The sequence below is a fragment of the Acinetobacter sp. YH12140 genome (assembly GCF_013418475.1).
Taxonomy (GTDB): domain Bacteria; phylum Pseudomonadota; class Gammaproteobacteria; order Pseudomonadales; family Moraxellaceae; genus Acinetobacter; species Acinetobacter amyesii.
Genome location: NZ_VPBZ01000003.1, coordinates 104965 through 116874 on the forward strand (window position 1 = coordinate 104965; position 11910 = coordinate 116874).

13 protein-coding genes are annotated in these 11910 nt (G+C 38.9%); 5 read left to right on the forward strand and 8 right to left on the reverse strand.

Annotated elements, in window-relative coordinates; translation table 11 throughout:
* Positions 1 to 15: 15 nt before the first annotated feature.
* Positions 16 to 348 (reverse strand): hypothetical protein, encoded by a 333-nt coding sequence (locus FTU75_RS04170; protein ID WP_180106587.1) that lies wholly within the window; start codon positions 346 to 348, stop codon positions 16 to 18.
* A gap of 383 nt (positions 349 to 731) precedes the next feature.
* Positions 732 to 1514, reverse strand: coding sequence for a hypothetical protein (locus tag FTU75_RS04175; protein ID WP_180115216.1), 783 nt, complete (start codon positions 1512 to 1514; stop codon positions 732 to 734).
* A gap of 156 nt (positions 1515 to 1670) precedes the next feature.
* Here FTU75_RS04175 and FTU75_RS04180 point away from each other — a divergent pair, with 156 nt between their 5' ends.
* On the forward strand, positions 1671 to 2585 hold the full coding sequence (locus FTU75_RS04180) for a LysR family transcriptional regulator (protein ID WP_180115217.1): 915 nt from the start codon (positions 1671 to 1673) through the stop codon (positions 2583 to 2585).
* A gap of 115 nt (positions 2586 to 2700) precedes the next feature.
* Here the strand turns inward: FTU75_RS04180 and FTU75_RS04185 are convergent, their stop codons facing one another.
* From FTU75_RS04185 to FTU75_RS04200, 4 genes are all read right to left on the reverse strand, one after another.
* Positions 2701 to 3111, reverse strand: a complete 411-nt coding sequence (locus FTU75_RS04185; protein WP_180034741.1) for a heme-binding protein — start codon at positions 3109 to 3111, stop codon at positions 2701 to 2703.
* Positions 3112 to 3213: 102 nt separating this feature from the next.
* Positions 3214 to 4512, reverse strand: coding sequence for a glutamate-1-semialdehyde 2,1-aminomutase (gene hemL / locus FTU75_RS04190; RefSeq protein ID WP_180115218.1), 1299 nt, complete (start codon positions 4510 to 4512; stop codon positions 3214 to 3216).
* A 35-nt stretch (positions 4513 to 4547) separates the two neighbouring features.
* Positions 4548 to 5168 (reverse strand): thiamine phosphate synthase, encoded by a 621-nt coding sequence (gene thiE, locus FTU75_RS04195; RefSeq protein WP_180115219.1) that lies wholly within the window; start codon positions 5166 to 5168, stop codon positions 4548 to 4550.
* A 592-nt stretch (positions 5169 to 5760) separates the two neighbouring features.
* Positions 5761 to 6144 carry a DUF962 domain-containing protein gene (locus FTU75_RS04200; RefSeq protein WP_180084259.1) on the reverse strand — a complete coding sequence of 128 codons (384 nt, stop codon included), beginning with the start codon at positions 6142 to 6144 and terminating at the stop codon, positions 5761 to 5763.
* Positions 6145 to 6466: 322 nt separating this feature from the next.
* Between FTU75_RS04200 and FTU75_RS04205 the strand changes: the two genes are divergently transcribed.
* Positions 6467 to 7927 (forward strand): inorganic triphosphatase, encoded by a 1461-nt coding sequence (locus FTU75_RS04205; RefSeq protein ID WP_180115442.1) that lies wholly within the window; start codon positions 6467 to 6469, stop codon positions 7925 to 7927.
* A 223-nt stretch (positions 7928 to 8150) separates the two neighbouring features.
* Entirely contained in the window at positions 8151 to 8582 is a 432-nt protein-coding gene (locus tag FTU75_RS04210; RefSeq protein WP_078193600.1) for a hypothetical protein, read from the forward strand.
* Positions 8583 to 8652: 70 nt separating this feature from the next.
* Here the strand turns inward: FTU75_RS04210 and FTU75_RS04215 are convergent, their stop codons facing one another.
* The gene (locus FTU75_RS04215; RefSeq protein WP_257223709.1) at positions 8653 to 9339 is read right to left on the reverse strand and encodes a TetR/AcrR family transcriptional regulator; all 687 of its coding nucleotides are present in this window, start codon (positions 9337 to 9339) and stop codon (positions 8653 to 8655) included.
* A gap of 117 nt (positions 9340 to 9456) precedes the next feature.
* On the opposite strand from FTU75_RS04215, the gene FTU75_RS04220 reads away from it, so the two are divergent.
* Positions 9457 to 10701 (forward strand): MFS transporter, encoded by a 1245-nt coding sequence (locus FTU75_RS04220; protein ID WP_180115220.1) that lies wholly within the window; start codon positions 9457 to 9459, stop codon positions 10699 to 10701.
* A 35-nt stretch (positions 10702 to 10736) separates the two neighbouring features.
* Here the strand turns inward: FTU75_RS04220 and FTU75_RS04225 are convergent, their stop codons facing one another.
* Positions 10737 to 11369, reverse strand: coding sequence for a hypothetical protein (locus tag FTU75_RS04225; RefSeq protein WP_180023861.1), 633 nt, complete (start codon positions 11367 to 11369; stop codon positions 10737 to 10739).
* A 106-nt stretch (positions 11370 to 11475) separates the two neighbouring features.
* On the opposite strand from FTU75_RS04225, the gene FTU75_RS04230 reads away from it, so the two are divergent.
* Positions 11476 to 11877, forward strand: a complete 402-nt coding sequence (locus FTU75_RS04230) for a DUF3144 domain-containing protein (RefSeq protein ID WP_078188837.1) — start codon at positions 11476 to 11478, stop codon at positions 11875 to 11877.
* Positions 11878 to 11910 lie beyond the last annotated feature (33 nt).

An 11910-nucleotide genomic window follows, 5' to 3' on the forward strand; every position in this document is an offset into this window, starting at 1 on the left:
ACCTAAGTTTTGGTTTTATTCAAATTGGGATAAAAAATAATCTTGTAAATATTCAAGTGACTTACCCTCATACAGCAAAGAAAAATCACCATCGTGCTCTTCTAAACTTGAGCTGCCATCAATAACACCCAATACATTACTAATTGAATCAATCATTACTTGTCGTAAGATTGAAAAAAAAATTCTCTTATGTTCGTCTGGCAAATTATTAAAAAAACTTATTGCATCAATAAAATAAGGATCTTTTATTTCTGATGGCAAGGTATCTGAAAACAATCCTTTATAGATTTCAAGGTTTTCGTTGATTATTCCTATTTTGAGTAAATATACTAATTCCTTTGAGTCCATAGCTGTCCTTTTATTTTAATTTGTATAACGTCCATTCTTTTTAAAAGAACATAAAAAATTTTCAAATATCATTTTTTTATTTTACGATAATTTCTTTAATATTCTTTTCATTCACAAACAATATTCGAGATACATCAATACTCATCATTGTAAAATATATGTATAGCTGCTCCTCCCTAGTATACATCGCATTAAGAATTACATTTTTTTAATATATTTCCTAAATCTGTATATTACATAGTATATCAAACTAGAACTGATCATTATAAAACACACTGCTAGCACTCCAATAAGCCCTGATACTTCAAACGACCACATTTTCTAGACTGTTTTACTACAATATGAATGCTGACAAGAGCACGCCCCCTGTCAGCTTATCGTATTTATTTTTGTGGTTCGACGGTAGGTGCCGCCAATGGTGGTGACATCGGATGTGCCGAAGGTTCACCGCCTGCAACACGAGATAGAGGCAGCCACTGTGCAAGTATTGGATTGGTTCGGTCAAATAGTGGCGTTAACTCTAACTCAGAAGGTAATAATTCACTCAAAGAGCTCATGCTTTCAAGTTTAGCCAAAGCCTTGATGCTATCCTCAGCCGCATTACCTGTATCCACTTTGGCAGCCACGGTCACAATACTGACTTGCTTTTCATCTTGATTAAACATCAGCCAAGCACTGGACAAACCTTGCGCCTTCGCTTGCTCTCGCAAAGTCGGCCAAACCTCTTTTAGCAGCTGATCTAACTGATCATGCTGTGTCGAAAACCGCTCAAAACGAACAACATGATGCGATGTTGCTAAGGATTTAAAATCATGCGCACCAGCAACACGCCAAATATATCGCTGTACATTCAAGAAAAATGGGCGGCTCCAAAACTTTACATTCGGCTCAAACTCCAATTCTTCGCTGGTGAAACGCTCATAATCTTTTACATTTTCCCAAGTATCAAATAAGTAGCGTCCACCAGTCCAAAGCGCACCACTAAAACGGTCAAAACCAAGTGGCATATATTTGTGGCGCATGCCCGGACGCACATCCATGCTGCGACGTTCAATTTCCTGCATATTCACTAAATCATGCATCTTGATTTCACTTGCAACCGGGAAGTCTGAAGTAAACGCTGCTTCTGCCTGAATCGGGCCTGTTTCGTAGTTGAGAATCGCCATGTGTATCTCCTATATTCGTTGTGGAGTTGTATAAATAATTGCTCTCAGCCAGTGCTGAATCAGCTGTTAAACCCACTTTATCGAAAATAAATTCTTGAAAAAGATCTTCAAATTTAATTTACTTATTACATCATGTAATTAATAAGCAGAAATATTATGTTGCGTCACTATGATGATCTGCAAATCGGCAGTCTTGAATTATTCTGTTTAACCGTGGAAAAGAAAAGTTTCTCTGCTGCAGCAATTGCAGCAGGCATTTCTCCTGCCGCAGTCAGTAGAGCGATATCACGCATAGAAGCAAAATTTGGGGTAAAGCTATTTGTCCGCACTACACGCCAACTTAAAATTACCGATGCTGGGCAGCATTATTATTATTTTTGCAAACAAGCCCTGAATAGCCTACTCGAAGGTGAAATGCAAATCAGCGGTGAACAGGAACACCCCATCGGCTTACTAAAAATTAGCGTACCTACAGCTTATGCACATTATCGACTGCTGCCTAAAATGGCTAAATTTGCCGAGCTGTTTCCACACATCCAGCTCGAGATTCATGTCAGCAACCATAATGTAAATTTAGTAACTGATGATTATGATATTGCGATTCGCGGTAATGAGTTAACCGACTCTGGCTTAATTGCACGAAAACTTGAAGATGCTGCATTATGCATTGTTGCTACACCTGAATATTTGAAAAGGCACCCTGCACCTATAAACATCGAAGACTTACAGCATCACGAATGTATTTTGTTTGAATTGCCGAGTTCAGGTAAGTCTGGACCGTGGTCACTCATGGATGCAGGCAAAAAAATTATGGTTGATGTCCAAGGAAAAATTACCTGTAAAGATGATTATCTCTCGACCTTAATCTTAGCTAAATCTGGTGCAGGACTGATGCAGGTCTACCGCTTTTCAGTGGAGCAAGAATTACAAAGCGGCGCGTTGGTGGAAGTTCTCAAATCTTATAGCCAAACAACTCGGCCTTTTTATTTACTCTATCCAAAGTCTAACTATCAGTCTTCTAAACTCAAAGCATTTATCAATTTCATGCTGAATGCTTCGGCTCAATCTTAGAAAATTTCGATTTAATGCTATGGGCGAAGTTCCTAGACATTTAAATCAAAATAAAAAAAAGCCCAACATATCGATTGGGCTGAATTATCTATTTCACTCAAGATCATGCTTAGTCTTACTGTTCCAAAAACTTCTCAATCGCCTGCTGTGCAATTTCTGCATCCTGAAAAGACTTTACTCCAGACACGCCCATCGCACCCACCAACTGCCCTTCGTACAAAATCGGCTCACCACCTTCCAACATTCCCGAAAAGGTATCCATAGTCAAAAACCCCATCTGGCCGCCTTTAATAATGTCTTCAAATAATTTTGAAGGACGGCGACTAATCGCAGAACATTTGGCTTTTTCTAAGCATAGATTTGCTGTCATTGGCGATGCACCATCCATACGCTTCATTGCCAATAAATTGCCTGTTTCATCCATTACCGCAATGCTGACATTAAAGCCATTTTCTACTGCATAAGCATGTGCTGTGTTTAGTAAAAATTCTGCATCTGCCAAAGTTAAATAATGCTTGGTTTTCATTTAAAAATCCTTTTCTTAAAAAGCCGAACTTAAAACAACAAAAAAGCCCACAGCAGGCTGCGGGCTTTATTCTAAAGCAGAATTTACCGATTTAAATGAAAATTACTTCATTTCGGCAAAAACTTCTTTCGCCATTTCAATGGTAAATGCAATATCTTCATCGCTATGCGCGCTTGAGAAGAAACCTGCTTCAAATGCTGAAGGCGCTAAGTTTACACCGCGCTGTAACATGCCGTGGAAGAAAGTACGGAAAGCATCTACATCACATTTCAAAATTGAATCAAAACCAGTAATTTCAGTTTGATCAGTGAAATAAATACCGAACATGCCGCCCACTTGCTGCGTAAAGAACGGAATGCCCGCTTCGTCTGCAGCTGCCTGTAAACCAGCAAGCAAACCTGCCAATTTTTCAGTCAAAGTTTCATAGAAGCCCGGCTTACGCAGATGTTTAAACATCTCAATACCGGCACGCATAGCCAATGGGTTACCAGACAATGTACCTGCTTGATAAACTTTGCCAAGAGGTGCAATGCATTCCATCACTTCACGCTTGCCGCCAAATGCACCCACAGGCAGGCCAGCACCAATGATCTTACCTAAAGTAGTCAAGTCAGGCGTTACGCCATAATGCGCTTGCGCACCGCCAAGACCGACACGGAAACCTGTCATTACTTCGTCAATGATGAAGACAGAACCATGTTCATCACATACATCGCGAATGGCTTGTAAGAAACCGTCAATTGGTTTCACCAAATTCATGTTGCCTGCAACTGGCTCGACAATTACACCTGCAATTTCTGAACCGAATTTTGCAAAGCATTCTTTTAGCATCGCAATATCGTTATACAGCAGTGTTAAAGTGTGTTTGGCGAAATCAGCCGGAACACCTGCAGAAGTCGCTTCACCCTCACCTTTAGTAAGTAGGCCAGAACCTGCTTTCACTAAAAGCGAATCTGAATGGCCATGGTAGCAGCCTTCGAATTTTACAATCTTGTCACGGCCGGTGTAGCCACGAGCAAGACGGATGGCGGTCATCGTTGCTTCAGTCCCTGAGTTGGTCATACGAACCAATTCAATAGACGGCATAATTTCGCAAATAATATCCGCCAAAGTAGTTTCATGTACAGTTGGCGCACCAAAACTCAAACCATCAACAGCCGCGTCTTGAACTGCTTTGATAATGTCGGGCTGCGCATGACCTAAAATCATTGGGCCCCAAGAGCCGACATAGTCGACATAGCGTTTTCCGTCTACGTCATAGAGATATGCACCTTGCGCTTTTTCGATAAATACCGGTGTACCGCCTACACCATTAAATGCGCGTACAGGAGAGTTTACACCGCCAGGAATATGCTTGCTGGCTTGTTTAAATAATTGTTCTTGCTTAGCAGATAAGCTCATAAAAATTCTCTACTTATTCAATCTAAAAAATAAAATTAAGCTTGTTCAGCAAAAAGCTCAGACCATTCATAAACACGACTGCTAACAGCAGACATTGAACGACCTAATACATCACTAATCACAGCACAAAGATCAGCACCTGCTTCAATGACTTCTGCTGAATTTTCTACAGTTAAACCACCAATTGCACAAATAGGTACATTTAGTTTTGCTTTTGCTTGTTTTAGCGTTTCTAAGCCAATATTGCCTGCTTCAGGCTTAGTTTCAGTCGCAAAAATGGCGCCAAAAGCCACATAGTTTGCACCGTCTGCAATCGCCTGCTCAGCCAGTTCTAAAGAGTTATTACAGCTTCGACCGATCAAAACATTTTTAGGTAAGCGTGTTACAGCTTGAGCAATTGAACCGTCATCTTGCCCTAAATGTACACCCACACCATATTGAACTGCAGCTTCTAGATCGTCATTAATGACAAAAGGCACTTTGTACTGATTACACATATTTTTCATGTACTCAATTTCATAAGCCTGATCTTCCTTTGCCACTTTTTTACGACGATATTGCAAAACAGCAACTTCATAAGTTGCCATCGCGCCTTCAAGCTTGGCTAAAAGCAATTCGATAGGATCATCATTGGTAATGAGGTATAAACCACGCATAGTTCAATCACAACTTAAAACTTTTGAATATTATAACGATTAGGTCTGTGAAATGTTGCTTGGGGCATAAAATTTTAATGCTTTGCTGCTGAGAAAGTTATATTCCTTTTCACAGGACTACTTATATAAATGTTTAATTAAATTTTCTGTAGAAAATGGCAAAAAATACCTATTTTCAGGTATAGAACAAAACTGATACAAATTATTTAATAGTGCACCAGAAGAACTCAAAACTCAGCGCATAAAAACACAACACTTTTATAAAAATAAAAATGTGTAACCTATTAGACTTTTTGGTGCTTGGTAAGAAACGTTTTGGGGAGCGTTCAGAGCATCAAAAAGTCTAGCCTATTTTATAAAAGTTTTTATTGTAATATTTTTCAAATAATAGACTTTTCTAAAGCCATAAAAAAAGCCTAGAGAAGGTCACTCTAGGCTCGGAAAACTGGGGTTTATCAACTATTCATGTTTTATATCAGAAGTAAATAAACAATATGATCATTATTAGACTAATCACTCTAATTTTGCAAGTCATTTACTCAAAATAATCACACCCATATCCATAAAAATTAAGCGTTTGATTAATAAACAATTAACTATCAATCTTATCTAAATTGCGGTCTTGTAAGCTTAAGTTCCCCTTCACAATATCAGACAGCATGCGCCAATCGGAAATAAAACTGTACAAAGGTTGCTTAAAACTAGCTGGCTTATTTTTTTCAAAGAAAAAATGTCCGACCCATGCACAGGCATAGCCTGAAACCAGGCCATAAGCAAAATACTTCGGTTGTCTTTTTAAAATTGCTTTTGCAAAGAAATAGAGTCCTATACTGCTGCCTGTGGCATGTAAACGTCGGCTCATGATATTTCGATGTTCAGTCAAATAAAATCGATAAAATTGCGAGTAGTCACGAATAGGTAACTGAAATTCGGGCTTTAAATCTCGATTAAACTCGGGTTGTACTTGTGAATTCATTTTGTGCTCATCCTGAACTTATTTTTAATCAACATAGCTCAAAACTCGCCCACTTTAAAGGCGTAAAATTTTATTTTGTCCCAATGTAACTCAAGCAATAGTGAATTATACAATTGATGGAATATCCATCTTTTAAAACTTTTCTTAGTCCAAAAGCAGAGTTTTCAAATCCGTCAAGTCTTACTTCTCAACTGTTTTTCGCTACAATCGATACGCGTTTAGCTGATAGAAAATTTACGCACATTTTAGTTTTTCATTTTTATAAAAATTTAAAGATCGCTTTATGCCAGATCATGAAGTTGTAACATCAGGACAGAAAACCATGGTTGAAGTTGAATTAAAGTTCCAGATTCCAGAAGCACGTCGAACTGCATTATTAAAGGCACTCGATCCAAAAAAATCGGAACAAATTCAACTTAAAGCTAAATATTTTGATACCCCAGATCGAAAAATGGCACAGCAGCATGCAGCCTTGCGTCAACGTCTAGAGGGAACGCGTTGGATTCAAACTTTGAAAGCTGCAGGTAAAAGCCACATTGAACGGTTTGAACATAATCTTGATTTGGGCGAGCAAGAACAAGCTCCTGCCCTAGATTTAGCTGTTTATAGCAATGAAGCTGAAGTTCAGTCAGTTTTAAAAACCACTTTAGGCGATCAGCAGGATTCGTTACAACTTCAGTTTGAAACAGATATTCTCAGAACTTATCGCGTCATAGAGTTTGAAGATGCCAAGATCGAAGTTTGCTTAGATGTCGGCTGTATCCGCAGCAACAGCACAGAAACAGAAGTTCATGAAGTTGAATTTGAGCTTAAAACTGGCTCTATTCAATCACTCCTTGCCTTTAGTTTTGAATGGGTTAAAAAGTATCATTTATGGTTAGATGTTCGCAGTAAAGCGGAAATCGGGAATTTGCTGGCGTTTAATCAAACTGTGAGTCCAGCAGTTGAGGCTAAAGAATTTCAACTCAGTAAAAAAGATACTGCCGCAAAAAACTTACGACTTTTAATTGCACAGGAAATGCAGCATCTTCTGCCTAATATTGCCGCAATTTCTGCAGGTGTGGCTCAGGCTGAGCACATTATACAAGCTCAGAAAGCACTCCATCATTTACAATTAACCATTTCGCTATTTAAAGATTGGAACAGTGATATCGTTGAAAAATGGGCTGTGCAATTGGGTGCATTTAAGCAGCAATTTGAACAATTACACCATTTTGAACACATGCAAAATACCTTGGGTGGATTTTTACAAAACCCAACGACTTCAGAAAATTTAACCAAAGATATTTTGTATGCCAAAGAGAAGTTAGGCAATTTAGTTAAATCGACTCAAAATGTGCATCATTATCTTGAGCTTTTAATGTTTAGTTTGAAATTCGATGATGCGCCGCAGCAACATGATTTTAAATGGTATGCTCAAACAACCCTGCAAAACCAATATAAAGCCCTCCAAGAGGCTTTAAATGATGCCGACATTAACAATTTTGAAAGCTTAGACGTGCTTTCTCAACGCATACAAGAGCTTAAATTTAGCTTCCCAATTTTGACGTCGATTTACGATGTAAAAAATTTGCAGAAATACAGTAAAGCACTCAATGATGCACAAGTTGCGGCACAGGAATACCAAGTCCTTTCCTCTTCTGCACAGTATATTCAGCAAACAGAGCTGGAAGCTAGCGATTGGTTTGTTCTCGGTTGGTTGACTGCAAAGCAAGAGGTTTATGCAGATAAACTTTTAGAAGCGACAGAACAATTCCTTGTCAGCCGAAAACTCATTAAATAAAACCTAAGGGAGATTGAATGAGTCCCCCTTTTTATTTGCGTCCCACATTATTATATAGATATTCATTTATTGGACATTCAGATTCGAATTCGGCTATTTTCAATTCATCAATTCCTTAGTTTGACTCAGTTACATTGAAATATTTTGAGAAGCTATTATTTTTGTTTTCTGGATAAAAACTTTTAAAATAAGCTATCTGAAAAATTAGATTCAGGGTGGTTTTATGTTGAATAGTCACATACCTGTAATTCATCCCCTATTTTCATTTTCACTTATATTTATCCTTTTCCCATTACTAAGTGCTTGTAGTGAACAACATAAGCCTGTGCAAAGCACCGAATTAAGGCGCACGGCATCCTTACAAGTAGAAAAGCCGCTTTCTCCAACTCAAAACTTTGATCAGACACGACGAACCTTTAAAGTCCTGCGCAATAATAATGAGGACTATGGTGATGAGTCTTACCAAATCAAAACCGATGCTGGCACACTGAGTATTTACAGTATGAACTTGAATCCGCAACAAGGTCAGTTACTATCTAGCGTCAAGTCCGGAGAATGTCTAACTCTATCGAGTCAAAGCGATAATTTAATTGCGGTTGATGGTTATATCAGTGTAATGGAATTAGGCGACATCAAAATTCACCCCTGCAAATAAACTTCAGCATAGTATTTGCATATCAGTCATTCAAAAAAAACTAAAAAATTGCGTTAAGACTATGCTGCTATTAGGAGCTTAATTTTTGATCAATACTGATAGGACCTTGTGCTAATAACTCCCATGATCTCATTGCACTACTCACCATGCGCTGTAATTGTATCAAGCCCATGCCATCACGCGCTTGTATGGTCATTCCTTGTAATAAGGTCATATAAAAATCAGTCAGTTGCTCTGCATGAGCCAAACTTTCAATTTCCGAATTTTGCACGCCTATAGCGAGCCGATCCATAATTTTTTTTTTGGTATAGGCACGACGTTGTTTGAGCTGTTCTTGTACGGTTTGGTTTTGCTGTGAACAATTCATTGTTGCCACCACCACCATACAACCTTTAGGTTTATTGGCTTGTACCAAATGCTGAATACTGTCATATAGGTACAATTCCATCGCAATTTTAGCCGTTTGACCTGCTTGTAGAATTTTTTCTGCAGGCTGAACTTCGTGTTCACTATAGTATTCAATACATTTTTCAAAAAGCGCCGTTTTGTCGCCAAATGTGCCATATAGGCTAGGTGCGGTGATATTCAAAGCTTGAGTTAAATCACTGATGGACGTTCCTTCATAGCCAAATTGCCAAAACAACATCATCGCCTTTTCCAAGGCTTGCTGTTCATTAAAACATTTAGGTCGTCCACGCTTCTTGACCGAATCGGCTGGATTAGCGTGCTGATTTTCTTGCTTTGAATCATTCATCATAAGCTAACATTTATATTTTATAACGTTCACTAATAAAATAATTGACGCTCACAATTTAATCAAATAATTTATTTTTATAACAGTCACTATTAAATTAAATAATTAAGGTGTAACGCTATGAATCCGCATGCTACAGCTTTAAAACCAGATAAACAGTTGACGCAGCAGCCTGATGAATATTCTCCCAATCAAGGGAATTGGTTTGCAATCCTCACGGTTGCCATTACAGCTTTCGCCCTTGTCACCAGTGAGTTTTTACCCATTGGCGTGTTAAATGCCATTGCTCAAGATTTAAATATTAGTGTAGGTACCGCAGGTTGGGTGATTACCCTCCCTGGCATTATGGGTGCGATCGCAGCGCCCCTGTTTTCTGTTGCTGTGAAGCAACTTGACCGTCGTATCTTACTGATTGCCTTAACCGTGATTATGGTCATTTCTAATTTTATAACTGGCTTCGCAGAAAGCTTTGCGCTGTTGTTGTTTAGCCGTTTTCTATTGGGTATTGCTATCGGTGGATTTTGGGCAACAGCCATAGCCTTGAGTGGACGTGTCGCACCCAGTCATCTCGCCATTGCCAAAGCCACTGCGATCGTCATGGCAGGAGTTACCTTAGCGACGGTTTTAGGTGTTCCATTAGGTACATGGCTGAGTGACTGGTTAGGTTGGCGTAGTGCGTTTCAAATCATTGCAGCGATTGGCATCATCATTTTAGTTTTAGAAATCAAATTTCTCCCAAAACTTCCACCGACATCGGCTATTCGATTTAGTGATTTACCTGCACTGATTCAACATGATAAAGCACGTAAAGGCCTGATTATTATTTTATTAATTGGTTTTGCTCATTTTTCTTCTTATAGCTATCTCGCCCCATTTTTTAAGAATCATGCAGGCTTTGATGCGACCACCATCAGTTCATTATTATTGATCTACGGTATAGCCGGTTTCTTTGGTAATTTATTTGCGGGTTATAGCAGTAACATCAATGTCCGCTATACCCTTGCTTTTGTTGCCTTCAGTTTTATCGTGGTATTTTTTAGCTTTCCACACTTTGCAGTTCATTTATTCGGTGCATATCTTTTAACCGAATTATGGGGTTTCGCCTTTGGGGCATTTCCTACAACGGCCAATATCTGGATGTTTGTACATGCCCCTGAAGCTGTTGAAAAAGGCATGCCACTATTTATTGGTATTTTCCAACTCATGATTGCGTGTGGCTCACTGTTTGGCGGCTATATTGTCGATCATTTTAATGCCAATACCTTATTGTATTCGGTGATGATCTTTGTCGCATTTGCCATAGTGGCTATATTCACTTTAGGGCGTGGATTAAATAACCCGAAGCTTCCTTGTACAGCGAACTAAGTCCACGCTCTAAGTGATATCGTCAATACATTTGATTAACGATATTTCCCAAAGATTTTCCACGTATTGTTATCTGCTAATGGGTCACTATAGCTATCACTACGAGCTTTACGTGGTTTATCACGGGCATCCACCAATTTAAAGTCGTTTTCGACACTGAGTACAATGCCATTCACATAAAAACGGGTACGGGTGTATTCACTTTGTCCATGTTGAAATACATAGGTTCTGAGGTCAATAAATTCACGGTGTGCGACCAAAGCTGCCGTATCATCGCTGTCTAGCCATAGCCGCATCGCTTGAATTTGATCTGCTTCAAATTGCCCACATTTTTCAACTAAGCTGGCAATACCACGAAAGGTTTTAGATTCTTTCGCACGTGTTTTGTTGATTCTAATACGATCCACGTGAAAATAAAAAAGCGGCAGATTCAAATGACTCGGCAAATGGACTGCATCGAGGACTTCATCTTCCATAAAGGGCTGAAATAAGTCCTGAGCACGTTCAATTAAGCCAGTCCACTGCGCATAATATTCGGCTACTTCAGATTGTGTACCATAATAAATGGGCAGCCCTTCTACATTGGCTAAGGTTGAGGGCGGCCAAACATTTTGTCGAAGTAATGCAATATCACTTTTCAGACTTTGCACTGCGATTGCATCTTGCATGGAGCATTCCATTCTACTTAGGCTATTTTTAGATTAAGTCAAAGGTTTAGTTTCTGCAAGGCTTTGCCTATAATACTGGATTAGATTTTTATGCTAGGACACATTCATGGTTCAAAAGATTGAAGCTACTGATGTAACCGAAGAAGAAGCGTTGAATGCAGCTTTCTTTGAACGTGCGGATGAATTTATTAAACAAGCCAATGAATTTTGTCGTGTTGAAAAGGGTTCTCAAGTCAAACCTGCAGAAATGCGCGGTCAAGTGAGCGCTGCCATGTTATTTGGTACCGCTCGTTTTAATACTTGGGTTGCTGCAAATGGCTTCAAAGATGGCAAAGAAATGCGTGATGCCAAAGATCAAGTGATGTCTTATATTCTTCAACAATTTCAAATGATGCTTGAAGATAATTATGATGAATATTGCGAACAGTTTGAAAACTATCTTCGCTTCCGTCATAACGAAGAATTCCATGCAAATAAGCATGATCACGACCACGATCATCAGCATTAATCAAAAGCCCTTCGGGGCTTTTTTTATACAACT

Coding starts and splice junctions, on each gene's coding strand:
- FTU75_RS04215 (WP_257223709.1), bottom strand. CDS start 9,339: ATGATGAATGATTCAAAGCAAGAAAATCAGCACGCTAATCCAGCCGAT.
- FTU75_RS04180 (WP_180115217.1), top strand. CDS start 1,671: ATGTTGCGTCACTATGATGATCTGCAAATCGGCAGTCTTGAATTATTC.
- FTU75_RS04205 (WP_180115442.1), top strand. CDS start 6,467: ATGGTTGAAGTTGAATTAAAGTTCCAGATTCCAGAAGCACGTCGAACT.
- hemL (WP_180115218.1), bottom strand. CDS start 4,512: ATGAGCTTATCTGCTAAGCAAGAACAATTATTTAAACAAGCCAGCAAG.
- FTU75_RS04225 (WP_180023861.1), bottom strand. CDS start 11,369: ATGCAAGATGCAATCGCAGTGCAAAGTCTGAAAAGTGATATTGCATTA.
- FTU75_RS04230 (WP_078188837.1), top strand. CDS start 11,476: ATGGTTCAAAAGATTGAAGCTACTGATGTAACCGAAGAAGAAGCGTTG.
- FTU75_RS04220 (WP_180115220.1), top strand. CDS start 9,457: ATGAATCCGCATGCTACAGCTTTAAAACCAGATAAACAGTTGACGCAG.
- thiE (WP_180115219.1), bottom strand. CDS start 5,168: ATGCGTGGTTTATACCTCATTACCAATGATGATCCTATCGAATTGCTT.
- FTU75_RS04185 (WP_180034741.1), bottom strand. CDS start 3,111: ATGAAAACCAAGCATTATTTAACTTTGGCAGATGCAGAATTTTTACTA.
- FTU75_RS04210 (WP_078193600.1), top strand. CDS start 8,151: ATGTTGAATAGTCACATACCTGTAATTCATCCCCTATTTTCATTTTCA.
- FTU75_RS04200 (WP_180084259.1), bottom strand. CDS start 6,144: ATGAATTCACAAGTACAACCCGAGTTTAATCGAGATTTAAAGCCCGAA.
- FTU75_RS04175 (WP_180115216.1), bottom strand. CDS start 1,514: ATGGCGATTCTCAACTACGAAACAGGCCCGATTCAGGCAGAAGCAGCG.
- FTU75_RS04170 (WP_180106587.1), bottom strand. CDS start 348: ATGGACTCAAAGGAATTAGTATATTTACTCAAAATAGGAATAATCAAC.